General features: G+C 68.3%; 13 protein-coding genes. 5 read left to right on the plus strand and 8 right to left on the minus strand.

From position 1 onward, the window contains the following. Positions 1–101 precede the first annotated feature (101 nt). Together D3H34_RS05325 and pyrF are read left to right on the plus strand one after the other, a co-directional pair. Positions 102–1088, plus strand: coding sequence for a LysR substrate-binding domain-containing protein (locus D3H34_RS05325; RefSeq protein WP_119552390.1), 987 nt, complete (start codon positions 102–104; stop codon positions 1086–1088). Positions 1089–1568: 480 nt separating this feature from the next. Continuing rightward, positions 1569–2276, plus strand: a complete 708-nt coding sequence (gene pyrF, locus D3H34_RS05335) for an orotidine-5'-phosphate decarboxylase (protein ID WP_119552391.1) — start codon at positions 1569–1571, stop codon at positions 2274–2276. Between the two features lie 160 nt (positions 2277–2436). On the opposite strand, the gene D3H34_RS05340 is transcribed toward pyrF, so the two are convergent. After that, positions 2437–2796, minus strand: a complete 360-nt coding sequence (locus tag D3H34_RS05340) for a hypothetical protein (RefSeq protein WP_119552392.1) — start codon at positions 2794–2796, stop codon at positions 2437–2439. A 312-nt stretch (positions 2797–3108) separates the two neighbouring features. On the opposite strand from D3H34_RS05340, the gene D3H34_RS05345 reads away from it, so the two are divergent. After that, the gene (locus D3H34_RS05345; protein WP_147400385.1) at positions 3109–3813 is read left to right on the plus strand and encodes a hypothetical protein; all 705 of its coding nucleotides are present in this window, start codon (positions 3109–3111) and stop codon (positions 3811–3813) included. A gap of 181 nt (positions 3814–3994) precedes the next feature. Here D3H34_RS05345 and D3H34_RS05350 read toward each other — a convergent pair whose 3' ends face one another. After that, the gene (locus D3H34_RS05350; RefSeq protein WP_119552394.1) at positions 3995–5152 is read right to left on the minus strand and encodes an acyl-CoA dehydrogenase family protein; all 1158 of its coding nucleotides are present in this window, start codon (positions 5150–5152) and stop codon (positions 3995–3997) included. A gap of 160 nt (positions 5153–5312) precedes the next feature. On the opposite strand from D3H34_RS05350, the gene D3H34_RS05355 reads away from it, so the two are divergent. Beyond that, positions 5313–6095, plus strand: coding sequence for an enoyl-CoA hydratase (locus D3H34_RS05355; RefSeq protein WP_119552395.1), 783 nt, complete (start codon positions 5313–5315; stop codon positions 6093–6095). A gap of 61 nt (positions 6096–6156) precedes the next feature. Here the strand turns inward: D3H34_RS05355 and D3H34_RS05360 are convergent, their stop codons facing one another. The 6 genes from D3H34_RS05360 to D3H34_RS05385 form a co-directional block, all read right to left on the minus strand. Then, positions 6157–6939: an SDR family NAD(P)-dependent oxidoreductase gene (locus D3H34_RS05360; protein ID WP_119552396.1), complete on the minus strand. Its 783-nt coding sequence runs from the start codon at positions 6937–6939 to the stop codon at positions 6157–6159. A gap of 55 nt (positions 6940–6994) precedes the next feature. Then, on the minus strand, positions 6995–9145 hold the full coding sequence (gene fadB, locus D3H34_RS05365; protein ID WP_119552397.1) for a fatty acid oxidation complex subunit alpha FadB: 2151 nt from the start codon (positions 9143–9145) through the stop codon (positions 6995–6997). An 88-nt stretch (positions 9146–9233) separates the two neighbouring features. Continuing rightward, a complete protein-coding gene (locus D3H34_RS05370) occupies positions 9234–9650 on the minus strand; it encodes an EthD domain-containing protein (protein ID WP_119552398.1) in 417 nt (138 codons plus the stop codon). Next, positions 9647–10474, minus strand: a complete 828-nt coding sequence (locus D3H34_RS05375; RefSeq protein ID WP_119552399.1) for an acyl-CoA thioesterase — start codon at positions 10472–10474, stop codon at positions 9647–9649. Before D3H34_RS05375 ends, D3H34_RS05370 begins: the two co-directional genes overlap by 4 nt. Next, positions 10471–11883 carry an enoyl-CoA hydratase-related protein gene (locus tag D3H34_RS05380; RefSeq protein ID WP_119552400.1) on the minus strand — a complete coding sequence of 471 codons (1413 nt, stop codon included), beginning with the start codon at positions 11881–11883 and terminating at the stop codon, positions 10471–10473. The genes D3H34_RS05375 and D3H34_RS05380 overlap by 4 nt, the downstream gene beginning before the upstream one ends. Positions 11884–11908: 25 nt before the next feature. After that, positions 11909–13117: an acetyl-CoA C-acetyltransferase gene (locus tag D3H34_RS05385; protein ID WP_119552401.1), complete on the minus strand. Its 1209-nt coding sequence runs from the start codon at positions 13115–13117 to the stop codon at positions 11909–11911. Between the two features lie 138 nt (positions 13118–13255). On the opposite strand from D3H34_RS05385, the gene D3H34_RS05390 reads away from it, so the two are divergent. Continuing rightward, positions 13256–15994, plus strand: coding sequence for a winged helix-turn-helix domain-containing protein (locus D3H34_RS05390; protein WP_119552402.1), 2739 nt, complete (start codon positions 13256–13258; stop codon positions 15992–15994). Positions 15995–16004: the final 10 nt, after the last annotated feature.

Consider the following 16004-nt stretch of genomic DNA (forward strand, 5'->3'; position numbering starts at 1 on the left):
TCTCCTGCGTTGTGCAGGCCGCGATTGTGGACAGCCGAGGCATCACCGACAATTATTGAATTCGAATCCTCCCATCAAGAATTGATATACCCAAGGTCACCATGTCCGTGCCTGCCGTGACAACGCCATCGGCCACGACGACGGCCCTGCCCCGACCTCATGCCGGGCACATCGATCGCCTGCGCGTTCGACACTTGCGGCTGCTGGAACAGATCGCGGCGACGGGCTCGCTGAGCGCCGCCTCGCAGCAGCTGCGCGTGAGCCAGCCCGGTGCCACCAAGATGCTGCAGGAGCTGGAGTCGGCGTTCGGATGCACCCTGATCGAACGCAGCGCGCGCGGCGGACAACTGAGCCGTGCCGGGGTCTTCGCGCTCGACCGCCTGCGCATTGCGCTGGGCGCGCTCGACACCGTGGCCGCCGGCCTCGCCGCCGTGCCGCAGCTTCCGCTGGTGCGCGTCGGCATGCTGCCGTTGATCGCGGTGAGCGCGCTGCCGGCCGTGTTCGCCCTGCTCGACAAGGAAGGCACGCTACCGCGCCTGACGATCCAGGAGGGCACCGTCGAAGGGTTGATGCAGTTGCTGCGCGACGGCGAGATCGACTGCGCCATCACGCCGCTGCGCGCCGGCATCGGCACGGCCGAGACCACGCAGCTGAACCTCACGCGGCTGTGGGAAACCAGCCTCGCCCTCGCCGCGGCGCCGACGCATCCGCTGGCCCGCCGCCGCAAGCTGACCATCGACATGCTGCAGGCCGAGCGCTGGGTGCTGCCGCCTCACAGCGCCAGCACGCGCCTGCAGTTCGACCAGTGGTTCCTCGAAATGGGCGCGATGCCGCCCGTGCCGCATGTCGAGTCGCTGTCGTTCCACACCAACCTGTCGCTGGCGGCGACAGGTTCAGCCCTTACCGTGGCGCCGCTGAGCGCCGTGCGGCACTACGAGTCGCGCGGCATGGTGCGCGAGCTGCGTTTCGAACCGGGCATGCCGCACGGGCACATGTTCTTTGTCGTGCGGCGGGAAATGGCGGAGCTGGATGGCATCGCGCAGTTGCTGGGCGCATTGCGGGCGTCTTCGACTGCGTCGCCGTTGTGAGGGGAGAGGTTCGAGTACCGGGACTTCCGCCGTAGTCGATTCACGCCGGTTCTACGCCCTTGACTACTTCAGCGCGGGCTCTGCGACGGGCTACACGGATCATCGGATTCTCCGCAGAATTCGGCGCACAACAGACATCTGACATGAACAAACTCAGCCCACCTGACCTCGCGCTGTAGCGCGCCACAGACGAGGTCCTGCACTACCTGTGGGACCCCATCGGCATTGCGACCGTCCCTCAAGCACGCGACGAGTACCACGGCTACCTGCCCCGTGTCTTTGGAATGATCAAGAACGGAAGCAATGAAGAAGAAATTGCTGACTTCCTGGGCAGCATCGTAGTCGAGCGAATGGGCCTCGCAGCGAGGCCGGACCATGACCGCTCAATAGCCCGTCACTTGCTGGATTGGAGAGCGGCGACGAGCAAGCAGCAAGACTGATCCCTGCACCCCCTTCAACCCGCCCACCGCCCACCGCCCAATGCAACAGAAGAACAAGATCTTTGTCTCGCTCGACCTCGACACGGCCGCTGAAGCCTTCAAATTGGTGGACCAGCTGGGTTCGTCTGCACAGTTCTACAAGGTCGGCCTTCAACTGCTGACTGCAGAAGGGCCGGCCGTGGTCCGGAAGCTGATCTCGAGTGGCAAGGAAGTCTTCCTGGACCTGAAGCTCCACGAGATACCCAACTCAGTGGCCGGTGCAGTGGCAGTGTCCGGCGCCCTGGGCGCCTCGATGGTCACGATCCATGCATCCGGAGGCTCCGCGGTCTTGCGGGCCGCGGTCGAAGCTGCCCGCCCATTTCCCGGCCTGAGCGTTCTGGCCCTGACGGTCATCACAAGCATGCGAGATGAAGACCTGGCTGAAATCGGCCTGGCTGCGTCAGTCGCTGAGCAAGTTGTTCGCCTGGCCAAGCTGGCAGCTGCCGCGGGATGTCACGGTGTGGTTGCGTCCGCCCAAGAGGCAAAGCTGCTTCGGAAGCTCCTTCCACCTCATATGCTCATCGTGACGCCAGGCACTCAGTTGGAGACCGACTCGAAGAATGATCAGGCGCGCGTAGCGACGCCTTTTGACGCCATTCGTTGGGGCGCCAGTCATTTGGTGATTGGGCGTTCAATTTCCCGTTCCCCGAATCCATCGGCTGCATTCGCAGCGATCAAGGCGCAGGTCGATGAAGCCGTTTCCATATGAGCCTTGCAACGGTTGGCCGTGGACTGGGTTCCAGTTCCGGGCTCTCTCCCGGCGTCGTTGACCAAAGGCAGACACCCGCTGAGGTGGCCAAATTCGCGTGGAAGCCGATGTTCGCGGCGCATTGACAACAAGAGAGGCTCGGGAAACGCGGCATTATTTTCTACACCGCATCTTCCGGCATGCCATCAACACCGAACTCCACACCGAGCTCTTCCAGCTTCGCGCGCGCTGCGTGGTGCACTACTCCGCGTTTACGCATGTCAGACTCCAACAGCCTGCGCAGGGTGGTCTGGCTGACGTTGGCATTGCGCACCACTTCCATTCGTACGCCCCAGAATTTGTCATTCGCGAAGCGATCCAATATCTCGGCGTCTGCATCCGGATTCATGGCCGCCGTGGCGCGTATGGCTTGATTGGGGTCAGTCAAGAACGGCTCAAGCTCATCTGCATTGGCTGCTCCACTGGCGGCAATGTAGCGACGCCCCTCTGCAATTTTCTGTTCAGTTGTCTTTTTGACCATGACGCACTCAAAGGGATGAAACGCATCTAGCTTCGCATACGCCACGGCGGATGCATACGAATTTCGGCTGCGCTAATCGGACAACTATCCTGAGGTTGGATCTGTCATCCAAGGATTCGAGTGACCACCTTGCGCCCTCGACGACGAGTGTGGGCCCTCCGCAGCGCAAGCGCGACCGGCTACACGGCCAGAAGCGGACCTGCGTTGTTGGCCCACAACTACGTGTGGCCAGTACGTACGCGCTCGCGGTGCAAGGGGCCAGAATCGGCGGGCCAGCCTTGTTGGTTTCCGCCTCTTTCAACGTTCTCGAAAATGCAACGCCCGATTCGCTACAAGAGCTTCCTGATCTATTTGGGAGTGGCCTCCGCTGCTTTCACTTCTCAAGCTGAGGAGGTCTCTCTCGCAGGCCGGCAGGTGAAAATTCCCGCTCCTCCCGGTTACTGCATCGCAAACAAGACTTCTGACGAAAAAGAAGTTGCCTCACGTATTGCGTATGGAATGGGGCCAAACAACAAGTTGTTGATGTATTTTGTTGAGTGCAAGGAGCTGGCTCGAGTGAGGGCCGGGACTGCTGGATACACAGGTAGCTTCAACGACTACGTTGTGGTCGGCGCCCTAGCGCCCAAGGGCGAAATCCGAGCGTTTGACGGAGTGACCCGCGCTCAATACCTGCAGCTACTCTCAAGGGATGTGGCGCAAGACACCAAGATGGAGGAGGGAATCAATCGAGCGATGAAGCGCGTGCGTGAATTTGGCCCCGGTGACCAATCGGTACAGAACTTCGGGATCCTGGGGTCTGACGAGAATGGTGCCTACATGAGCATTGTCACGATCGGTTCGCCTCAGGACGGCACCAAGGGCGTCGAGTACTCCTTGAGTTTGGGTAGCCTGACTCTTGTCAAAGGCCTGCGGCTTGGCTACACCGCCGTTCGCCTCAGCAAGAGCACAGAGGATCTACCAAGCATGCTTTCACTCATCAAGGCTGCATCCGCCACGGTTGTGGCGGCCAACAAGTAGACGCATGCCATATGCGCCGGATCCGTCCGGGCTGTGGCGAATGGACGTCTTTTTCCGAGGCACGGGTACTTCCGCTCCGGGCGCAAAGCAGTCCCCTGTTCCTTGGTTCAAAAGACGGCCTTGATCCACCCCGCGGTCATCGCCGATTGCGAAAGACCGCAGTCGCCAGCCCGCGAAGCCCTCAATGCCTCGCCAACCGCTTCGCCATGCTCCAGCGATGCACCTCCGACGGGCCGTCATAGATCCGGAACGCCCGCATGTCGCGGAAGATGCGCGCCGCCACGGTCTCGTCCGACACGCCGCTCGCGCCAAGGATCTGCACCGAGCGGTCGACCACGCGCCATTCGGCTTCGGAGCACAGCACCTTCGCCACGCTCGATTCGTGGCGGCCCTTGTCGCCCTGGTCGAGCACCCAGGCGCAGTGCCAGATGGTCAGGCGCGAGACGTGCAGGTCCATCTCGTTGTCGGCCAGCATGAAGCCCACGCCTTCGTGCTCCACCAGCGGCTGGCCGAAGGCCTGGCGCTTGCGCGCGTAGTCGGTCGCGACCTCGTGCACGCGGCGCGCGGCGCCGAGCCAGCGCATGCAGTGCGTGAGCCGCGCGGGTGCGAGCCGCACCTGCGCGTAGCGAAAGCCTTCGCCGATGGTGCCGAGCACGTCCTCGGCGGGCACGCGCAGGCCGTCGAAGCGCACCACGCCGTGGCCGCCGGTGAAGCAGCTGTCGAGTGCGTCGATCTGTCGTTCGATGACGATCTCGGGCTGGTTCATGTCGGCCAGGAACATCGTGGAAGAGCCGTCTTCCATGCGCGCCATGATGATCGCGAAGCCCGCGCCGGTGGCGCCGGTGATGAACCACTTGCGACCGGTGATCACGTAGTGATCGCCGTCGCGCACGGCGATGGTCTGCATCATCGACGGGTCGGAGCCCGCGCCCGGCGAGGGCTCGGTCATGCAGAAGCACGAGCGGATGTGGCCGTCGATCAGCGGCTGCAGCCAGCGCGCCTTCTGCGAGGGCGTGGCGACCACCTCCATCAGGTGCACGTTGCCTTCATCGGGCGCATGGATGTTGAGCGCGACCGGGCCCAGCGGCGAGTAGCCGGCCTCCTCGAACACAATGGCCTTGTCCACGTGCGACAGGCCCAGGCCGCCGTGCTCCTTCGACGCATGCGGCGTGAGCAGGCCAGCGCGGCGTGCGCGCGCAACCAGTTCGTCGCGCAGCGCCTCGCTGGGGCCATGTGAATCCTGGCGCGGATCGGATTCGAGCGGGATCACTTCCTCGGCGATGAAGCGGCGCGTGCGTTCCTGCAGTTCGAGCTGCGCCGGGGTGAGGCTGAAGTCCATGGGGACACTCCTTCCTTCTCTCTGATTGAATGATTGAAGACAATGCGCGGATGGTGCCGGCTTGCGCACGCGATCCGAGTCGTGGGCGGGACATCCGCCCAGCGATTCGTCCTTTCCGACGATGCCGGCCCGCCAACCCGTCGCCCGACACTGATACACCATGGACACCACCGACGACAGCGATCTCCTCCTCGTCACGCGCCCGCAGGACGGCTGCGCCTGCCTCACGCTGAACCGGCCCGCCGCGATGAACGCGCTGTCGCTCGCGCTGCGCCGTGCGCTGGTGCGCGCGCTCGACGCGCTCGCGCAGGACGACAGCGTGCGCGTGCTGATCGTGACCGGCGCGGGCAAGGCCTTCTGCGCCGGCCTCGACCTGCGCGAGATCGACCCCGGCGCGATCACCGGCGACGCCGGCAGCGACGTGGCGACCGCGCTCGCGAACTTTCCGCACCCGGTGATCGGCGCGGTGAACGGCGCGGCGATCACGGGCGGGTTCGAGCTGGCGCTGGCCTGCGACCTGCTGATCGCGTCGAGCGAGGCGCGCTTCGCCGACACGCATGCGCGCGTCGGTGTGATTCCGGGCTGGGGGTTGTCGCAGCGGCTGTCGCGGCTGATCGGCATCGCGCGCGCCAAGGAAATGTCGTTCAGCGGCAACTTCGTCGGCGCCGAGCAGGCCGAGCGCTGGGGGCTGGTCAACCGCGTGACCTCGCCCGAGCAGCTGATGCCGCAAGCCCTGGCGCTGGCGGCCGACATCGCGAGCGCGCTGCCCGAGATCCTGCCGGTCTACAAGCGGCTGATCGATGACGGCCATGCGCGCAGCTTCGCCGAAGGCATGGCGCTGGAACAGGTCGCCACGCGCGAATGGGCCGCCACGCTCACGCCCGAGGTGCTGCGCGCGCGGCGCGAGGCGGTGCAGGCGCGCGGCCGCACGCAGACGCGCTGACGATCGATCGCCCACGAAAAAAGGCGCCCCGCAAGAGGCGCCTTTCTTTCGCATGCGATGGTCAGCGCGGCGCCATGCGGATCGCGCCGTCCAGCCGCACGCTCTCGCCATTGAAGTAGCCGTTGGTGATCATCAACTCGGCCAGCGTGGCGTACTCGGCCGGGTTGCCCAGGCGCTTGGGGAAGGGCACGGAAGCGGCCAGCGCGGCCTTCACGTTGTCGGGCGCGCCCTGCAGCAGCGGCGTGTTGAAGATGCCCGGCAGGATGGTGTTGACGCGGATGCCCTCGCCCATCAGGTCGCGCGCGATGGGCAGCGTCATGCCGACCACGCCGGCCTTGGAGGCGGTGTAGGCGGCCTGGCCCATCTGGCCGTCCTGCGCCGCGACGGAGGCGGTGTTGACGATGGCGCCGCGCTCGCCGTCTTCCAGCGCATCGAGCGTGAGCATGCCGGCCGCCGACTTGGCGATGCAGCGGAAGGTGCCCACGAGGTTGATCTGGATGATGCGGTCGAAGTTGGCGAGCGGAAAGTGCTTGATCTCGCCCGAAGCCTTGTCGCGGCTGGCGGTCTTCACCGCGTTGCCGGTGCCGGCGCAGTTGACCAGCACGCGCTCCTGCCCGTGCGCGGCGCGGGCCTTGGCGAAGGCGGCATCGACCTGCTCCTCGGAGGTGACGTCGACCTTGCAGAACACGCCACCCAGTTCCTTGACCAGGGCCTCGCCCTGCTCCACGTTGAGGTCGAACAGCGCGACCTTCACGCCGTGGCTGGCCAGGCGGCGCGCGGTGGCGGCCCCGAGGCCCGAGGCGCCGCCCGTGACGACGGCGGCAATGCTGGAATCGAGTTGCATCTCTTGTTGTCCTTGGATAGAGAGAGAAAGAAAGAAAACCGAAAACGCCTGCCGCTCAGACCGGGTAGTAGCGCAGCTTCTGCGCCGCCATTTCGCGCATGCGCGCCGTGGGTGCATACGGCGCGCCGAGCGCGGCATGTTTGTCGCACAGCGCGACCACGCGGTCCAGCCCCAGCCAGTCGGCGTACTTGAGCGCACCGCCCGCGTAGGCCGGGAAGCCCACGCCCAGCAGCAGCGCCATGTCCAGCTCGGCCGGCGTGGCGACCACGCCTTCTTCGAGCGCGTGCGCGGCCTCGACGATCATCGGCAGCATCATGCGTTCGACGATCTCCGCATCGGCGAAGTCGCGCTTGCCCTGCGGCTGCAGCGTGGCGACCAGCGCATGCGCCTCGGGCGCGGCGGTCTTGCGCGGGCGGCCCGTGGGGTCGTTCTCGTAGCGGTAGAAGCCGGCGCCGTTCTTCTGGCCATAGCGTTGGGCGGCCACCATCGCCTTCACGGCGTTGCGCTCGATCGCCGGCATGCGCTGCGGGTAGCCCGCGGCGATCACGTCGCCCACGTGCGAGCCGACGTCCATGCCGACCACGTCCTGCAGGTAAGCCGGGCCCATGGGCCAGCCGAAGGCTTCCATCGCGCGGTCGACCGCCTCGAAGTCGGCGCCGTCGGCCACCAGCTGCACGAAGGCATTGATGTAGGGCGTGAGGATGCGGTTGACCAGGAAACCCGGGCAGTCCTTCACCACGATGGGCGTCTTGCCCATCGCGACGGCGTAGCCCACGGCGGTGGACACGGCCGCATCGGAGGTCTTCGTGCCCTGGATGACTTCCACCAGCTGCATCACCGGCACCGGGTTGAAGAAGTGCATGCCGACGAAGTCCTGCGGCCGCGCGAGCGGCTGGGCGATGTCGTCGATGCGCAGACTCGAGGTGTTCGAGGCGATCACGGTGCCTGGCTTCACGCTGTGCTCCAGCGCCGCCAGCACCTTGCGCTTGACCTCCAGGTTCTCGACCACGGCCTCGACCACGCAGTCGACGGCGTCGAAGCCGGTCTCGTCGAGCTGCGGCACGATCGACGCCTGAATGGCATCGGCCTTCGCTTGCGCGAGCCGGCCGTTCTTCACCTGCTTGGCAAGCTGCTTGCCGGCCTCGGCGATGCCCAGGTCGAGCTGCGGCTGGGCGATGTCCTTCATGCGCACCGGCGTGCCGCGCAGCGCGCTGGTGTAAGCGATGCCGCCACCCATGATGCCGGCGCCGAGCACGGCCGCCTGCTTCACCGGGCGACCTTCGCGTGCATGGCGCTTGTAGAGCTTCTTGAGCGCCTGGTCGTTGAGGAAGGCCTGCACCAGCGAGGCCGCAGCCTGCGTCTTGGCGACGCGGCCGAAGGCGGCCGATTCGAGGTCGAGCGCGCCCGCGCGGTCGCGGCCTGCGGCCTCGGCCATCATTTCGAGCGCGATGACGGCCGCGGGCTGGTGCCTGCCGCTGCGCGCCGCCACCTGCGTGCGCGCGGTCTCGACGAGTGCGCCGGCCTCCTGCGCCGACAGCGCGACGGGCGCGCGCTTGCGCTGCTGCGCCGCCTGCCAGTCGACCTCGCCGCGCACCGCGCGCTGCAGCAGCGCGAGCGCACGTTCGCGCAAGGCATCGGCGCTGGTGACCTCGTCGACCACACCCGCCGCCAACGCAGCCGGCGCCTTGGCAGGCTTGCCGCTCGCCACCCAGTCGATGGCCGTGGCCAGGCCGGTCAGGCGCGACAACCGCACCGTGCCGCCGAAGCCCGGGAACAGGCCCAGCTTCACCTCGGGCACGCCGACCTGGGCCGTGTCGGCCATCACGCGCAGCGGCGCGAGCATCGCCAGCTCCAGCCCACCGCCGAGCGCGAAGCCGTTGATGGCGACCACGCTGGGCACCTTCAGGTCCTCGAAGGCGTTGAACAGCTCGTTGCTGGCGCGCACGCCGCGTGCGATCTGCGCCTCTTCCTGCTGGAAGGTGGCGCCGAACTCGGTGATGTCGGCGCCGACGATGAACACGTCCTTCGCGCTCGTCACCAGCACGCCGCGCACCTCGGGCGATGCCGCGATGCGCTCGGTGGCCTGACGGAACTCGTCGACGGTGCGCGCGTCGAGCTTGTTGATGGCCTCGCCGCGCCGGTCGAAGCGCAGCTCCACCAGTCCGTCCTGCAGCGGCAGGACTTCGATACTTTCACCTTGAAACAAAGGGGTCTCCTCGCGGCCGGCGACGCGCCAGCCTGTGGGAAAAAGTTTAGGGATGCGCCCTGCGCGCAGGCATCGTCCGAAGCGACGATTACAGGTGGCCGCGCGCCTGCAGGTAGTCGCGCACCGCTTCGGCGGCGGGGTCGCCGACCACGGCGAACTCGTCGGTGAAGAAGATCGGCGAGGCGGCCAGGTCGATGAAGCGGCGCTCGTCTTCCAGCAGTTCGGCGCTCGCGCGACGGGCCTCTTCGCGGCGTGCGCCGGTGCGCGCCTCGAGGCTGTCCCACCACAGCTCGGCCACGCCGTCGAAAGGCGCAGGGCTGCCGCGCGGCCCGGCCAGCGGCTGCACCAGTGCATCGTCGAGCGTGTGCGACTGCACGTAGCGCCGCAAGCCCAGCACGTCGGCACGCTCGGCGACCAGCGGTGCATGCACATGCCGCCAGTGGTGCTGGAAGGCCTCGCGGCTCAGGTGCGGCAGGCGCCGCAGGCAGAAGACGAGCTTGATCATCGGCGCACCCGGATGAGTCCTTCCTGCGCGACGGAAGCCACCAGCCGCCCGGCACGGTCGAACAGCGCGCCACGGCAGAAGCCGCGCGCATGCTCGGCCGAGGGCGAATCGGCGTCGTACAGGAGCCAGTCGTCGCAGCGGAAATCGCGGTGGAACCACATGGCGTGGTCGAGGCTCACGCCCTGCACGCCGGGTTGCTGGAAGGCCAGGCCGTGCGGCTGCATCGCCACGCCCATGAAGCTGTAGTCGGAGGCATAGGCCAGCATGGCCTGGTGCAGCAGCGGATCGTCGGGCAGCGCGTCGGCGGTGCGCAGCCAGAGCTGGTTGTGCGGCGGGCGCGGCCCGGCGGTCATCGGGTCGCGCGGGTCGACGTAGCGGAACTCGATCGGCCCCTCCACACGCACGCGCGGGCCGGCGCGCGGCGTCAGCTCGTCGGGCGGTGGCGCCTCGGGCATCGCGCACTGGTGCGACACGCCCTCCTCGCGCCGATGGAACGAGGCCGACATGTGGAAGATCGGCTCGCCGTGCTGGATCGCCACCACGCGCCGCGTGGTGAAGCTCGCGCCGTCGCGGATGCGGTCGACGTCGTAGACGATGGGCGCGTTCTTGTCGCCCGCGCGCAGGAAGTAGCCGTGCAGCGAATGCGCCGCATGCCCGTCGACCGTGCGCGCCGCCGCCATCAACGCCTGCCCGAGCACCTGGCCGCCGAAGACGGCCGGCGCGCCGATGTCGGTGCTGGTGCCGCGGAACAGGTTCTTCTCGAGCTGTTCGAGCTGCAGCTGCGCCACCAGCGACTGCAGCGCCTCCGCGCGGCCTGTGCTCACGCAGACTGCTCCGAGGGATGGAACAAGGTGTTCGACTGCGCGCGCTGGCGCAGCGCGGGCGTCGGACGGAAGCGATCGCCGTGGCGCTCGGCCAGGGCGTCGCAGCGCGCGACGAAGGCCGGCAGACCGACGGTCTCGATGTACGAGAGCGTGCCGCCGGTCCAGTCGGGATAGCCCAGCGACAGCACGGCGCCGAGGTCGGCCTCGACCGCGCCGGCCACCACGCCTTCTTCGAGGCAACGCACCGCTTCGAGCGCCAACAGCGACAGCAGGCGCTCGCCGACGGCGCGTGCTTCGGGCTGCGATGCGGCGGCTTGTGTCGCGACGGCTTCGGTTACCAGCGGGCTTTCGGCGAGCCCGGCTTGCCGCGCAGCATTGGCGATCAGCGCGGGCGACACGCCTTCATTCAGCAGGGCTTGCCCTTCGCTGCGATACAGCCGGCGCAGCCGCTCGACATACGCAGCACTGGCACCGCCGGTCTCACCCTTGCGCCGCAGTGCCGCGCCCCGGTTCACGAACAGCGTGCGCATCAGGTTGCGCGCCACCGGTCCGGCCAGCAGCGGACCGAAGCACTGCGCCTCGACCGCCAGGCCCGCGTCCATCGGCAGTTGCGTGCCTTCGTACACGGCCGAGAGGATGGCCGTGGGCGCGGGCAGGTTGTCGTGCGTGTCGCGCCGCACCTGCGCCAGCGTGGCACCGAAGCTCGCACCCGCGTGCGATGCGAGCGCGCCGACGCCGCCCGGCACCTTGTAGCCTTTCACGTCCCACGGCTGCTGGCCGGCGTCGAGGTGGTCGAGCACCCATTGGCGCGCCACCTGCACGAGCCGGTCGGCCGGCGCCAGCGCATCGACCATGCCGAGCGACAACGCCTCGGCCGGCGCGACATGCCGGCCCGACAGCAACAGCGGCAAAGCTTTCGCGATGCTGATCAGGCGCGGCAGCCGCTGCGTACCGCCGCCCACCGGCAGCAGGCCGACCGTGACCTCGGGCAGGCCGACCAGCGCGCGCGGCTCGTCGAGCAGCACGCGGTGATGGCAGGCCAGCGCCAGTTCGAAGCCGCCGCCCAGCGCCACGCCGTTGATCGCCGCCGCCACGGGCTTGCCGCAGCGTTCCAGTGCACGCAGCACGTGGCCACCGGGCGCGATCGCGTCGATGGCTTCGGCCGCGCTGCCGCCGCCGGCATGGAAGCCCACGAGGTCCTTCAGGTCGGCGCCGGCCATGAAGCCGCTGGTCTTGCCCGAGGTGACGACCGCACCGCGCACGTCGGCGCGCTGCGTGATCTGCGCCACGGCCTCGCGCAGGTCGGCCGTGAAGCCCGGCGTGAACACGTTCATCGGCCGGTCGGGCACGTCGAGGGTGAGGAGCGCGACGCCGTCGGCATCGACCTCGAATCGGATGTTGGATTGCATAGGAAGACTCAGGGGGAAGACGCGCTCAGACGCGTTCGATCACCAGCGCGGTCGACTGCCCCGCCGCGGCACACAGCGTGACCAGGCCCAGGCCCGCGTCGCGCCGCTCCAGCTCATCGAGCAGCGTGCCCGTGAGGATCGCGCCGGTCGCGCCCAGCGGATGGCCCAGCGCGATGGCGCCGCCGTTGACGTTGATGCGCGCGGGGTCGATGTCGAAGTGCCGTGCATAGCGCATCGGCACCACCGAGAAGGCCTCGTTGACCTCGAACAGGTCGATGTCCTGGATGCCGATGCCGCAGCGTGCCAGCAGGCGCTCGGTGGCCGGCATCGGGCCGCCCAGGCTCAGCAGCGGTTCGTCGGCGCACGAGGCGCTGCCGACGATGCGCGCGCGCGGCTTCAGGCCGTTGCGCGTGCCGTAGTCGCGGTTGCCCATGAGCACCGCGCAGGCGCCGTCGACGATGCCGCTCGAATTGCCGCCCGTGTGGATCGGCTCGATGTGCGACAGCTGCGGATAACGCTGCAGCAGGATGGCTTCGTAGCCCTGCGCGGCCACGCCGGCGAACGCCGGCTTGAGCTTGGCGAGGTCGGCCATCGTGGTGCCGGGGCGGTTGGCCTCGTCCTTCGCGAGCACGACGCGGCCGAGCCGGTCGCGCACGGGCACGAGCGAGCGGTCGAAGCGGCCTTCGGCTTGCGCCACGGCGGCGCGGCGCTGGCTTTCCATGGCGTAGGCATCGACGGCCCCGCGGTCCACACCATCGAGCATGGCCATCAGGTCGGCCGCCACGCCGTTGGGGATGTAGGGGTAGCGCAGGCCCACGGCGGGGTCGGTGTAGACCGCGCCGCCGTCGCTGCCGATGGTCACGCGCGACATCGACTCCACGCCGCCGCCGATCACTGCGTCGGCCTGGCCCGAGGCCACGAGGCCGAAGCCCATCTTCAGCGTGTCGAGCGCCGAGGTACAGAAGCGGTTGAGCTGGAAGCCGACCACGCTGTCGCCGTAGCCGGCCTGCAAAAGCGCGACGCGTGCGATGTCGGCGCCCTGCTCGCCCACGGGCATCACCACGCCCAGGCCCACGTCCTCGATCTGCGCGGCGTCGAGCGCATGGCGTTCGCGCAGCGCCTGCAGCACCTGCGTGGCCAGCTGCACCGGCGTGATGGGGTGGAGCGCGCCGTCCGCGCGGCCCTTGCCACGCGGTGTGCGCACGTGGTCGTAGATGAAAACGTCGTCGGTCATGGGCAGGGCTCTGCCCGGGTGCGCAGGGCCACCGGATGCAGGGGAATTCAGTTTGTCTGCAGCCAGTTTAGGAAGCAGAATCGATGGCCGGAATCGTCGGAAGCGACGGAATTTCCAGGCACTCACTCCCCCTTCGCGATGCCTGCCTCAGCCCCCGTTCCCCCTTCTTCGCTCCGCATTCTCGAGACCAAGCTCAACCCGCCGGCCTTCGTCGCCACGCAGGTGCCGCGCACCGCCATCAGCGAGGAGATCGCGGCCGCGACCGTCAAGCTCGTGCTGGTGCGCGCGCCCGCCGGCTTCGGTAAGACCACTGCCATGGCGCAGATCCGCGAGCGCATGGACGCCCAGGGCATCGCCACCGCCTGGCTCACGCTCGATCGCGCGGACAACGACGTCTCGCGCTTTCTCAACTGCCTGGCCGAGGCGGTGCAGCGCATCGGCGTGGACGAGCCCGTGAGCCACGCGCCCTTCGACGCCGTGGCCGCGCTGGCCGCGCACGACTCGCCCTTCACGCTCTTCCTGGACGACTTCGAGGTGGTGCAGGAACCGGCCGTGCTCGGCCTCGTGCGCGAGCTGGTCGAGCACCTGCCGCGGCGCGGGCAGATCGTGATCGGCTCGCGCAGCCTGCCCGACCTGGGCCTGGGCCGGCTGCGCGCGCGCGGCCAGCTCATCGAGATCGACACCGACCGCCTGCGCTTCTCGCTGGAAGAAACCAGCGCCTTCATCGGCCTGCGCCAGGCGCATGCACCGCACGCCACCGCGCAGCCGCCGCAGGCGCTGCCGGCCGACCTGCTCTCGCAGCTGCACCGCAAGACCGAAGGCTGGGTCGCGGCCATCTGGCTGGCGTCGATGGCGCTGGAGCGGCACGGCATCGAGACCGGCTTCATCGAGCGCTTCTCGGGTTCCGACCGCGCGGTGGCCGACTACCTCGCCGAAGACGTGCTCGCACACCAGCCGCCCGAGATCCGCGACTTTTTGCTGCGCACCAGCATCCTGCGCCAGCTTGACGCCTCGGTGTGCCAGGCGCTCAGCCCACGCGGCGACAGCGCCGTCATCCTCGAACAGCTCGCCGCCGCCAACCTGTTCCTCACACCCGTGAGCGGCGATGCCGGTGGCGAGGTGCGTGCATGGCGCTACCACAGCCTCTTTGCCGACTTCCTGCGCGCGCAACTCGCACGCGAGCGGCCCGACGAACTCGCGCGGCTGCACCTGGCGGCCTCGGGCTGGTACGAGTCGCATGGGCGACCCGTGCCCGCCATCGACCATGCGATCGAAGGCGGCGACCACCCGCACGCGCTCACGCTGCTCGACAGCTACGCCGAGCAGTTCCTCGAACAGGGCCGCATGCGCATGCTGGCGCGCTGGTTCTCGGCCATTCCCGAGCACCAGCTGCGCGAGCATCCGTTCCTGCAGCTCATCGCGCTGTGGGCCACCTGCTTCACGCACGGCCCGTGGGACGCCATGCGCCTGCTCGAACAGTCGGGCTGCCTCGACAGCCCCATCCCCGAGGTGCGCGCCAACGCCCACACGCTCATTCCGCTGCTGCTGGCCATGGAAGACCAGCACGACGCCGCCTACGAAGCCGGCCGCGAAAGCCTCGCGCGCCTGCCCACCGGGCTGGCTTTCGCCGAAGGCGTGCTGCTCAACGCCATGGCCCACATCCTCGCGGTGCGCGGCGACCAGCGCGAAGCGCAGCGCCTGCTGGAGGCCGCGCGGCGCGAGCAGGGCAACAGCACCTTCAACCGCATGTACACCGAGTCGCTGGCGGGCCTGTTCGACCTCACCGAAGGCCGGCTGCGCCAGGCCACCGCGCGCCTGCGCATGGCGGTCGACTCCACCCATGCCGTCTCGTACAACCACAGCCACGGCAACGCCTGGGCCGGCGTGCTGTATGCCGGCGCCGTCTACGAGACCAACCAGCTGCTGCAGGCCGAGCACCTGCTGAACGTGTACCTGCCGCTGGCACGCGACGTCGGCCTGCCCGACCACATGATCCTGAGCCACGTCATGCGCTCGCGCATTGCTTTCCATGCGGGCGACATCGACGCCGCCTTCCAGTCGCTCACCGAACTCGAATACCTGGGCCATCACCGCCAGCTGCCGCGCGTGGTGGCGGGCGCCAAGCTGGAGCGCGCGCACATGCTGCTGCTGCAGGGCAACGGCCCCGCCTCGCGCGACGAACTGCAGCGCGCCGACGACCCCGAGCTGTGGGAACGCGAGCGCCGCCAGCGCCTGCCCGCGCACGACCTCGACTACCTCGCGCTCGCCAAGGCACGCTGGGACATCGCCTTCGGCGACGCGCGCGCCGCCCTGGCCGTGCTCGACGCCGAACTGCACGCCGCCGTGGCCGCCAACCGCAACCGCCGCGCGCTCAAGCTGCGCGTGCTGCGCGCACTGGCGCTGCAACGCGCGGGCGACCTCGCCACCGCCATCGAAGAAATCGGCGCCGTGCTGCAGACCGCGAGCCAGGAAGGCTTCGTGCGATTGATTCTCGACGAAGGCCCGGCCGTGGGCACGCTGGTGCACCGCTACGCCGCCGCCATGCAGCAGGAAGCCGGCGCGGTCGCGCCCGTGCTGCGCAGCGACCCGATCCTGGCCGACTACCTGCAGCGGCTGCTGCAGGTGCTCGGCCCGCCGCCTTCAGCCATCGACGCCGAGGCGCCGTCGGGCGACGCCACCAAGGAGCCGCTCACGCGCAAGGAGATCCGCGTGCTGCAGCTGCTGGCCGAGGGCTACTCGAACAACGCCATGGGCGAGAAGCTGTTCGTGTCGGAGAGCACCGTGCGCACACACTTGCGCAACATCAACATGAAGCTGGGCGCCAAGCGCCGCACCGAGGCGGTGGCGATTGCGCGCAAGCTCGGCGTGATTCGCTAGCCAACCGTCT

This window comes from Acidovorax cavernicola (assembly GCF_003581445.1).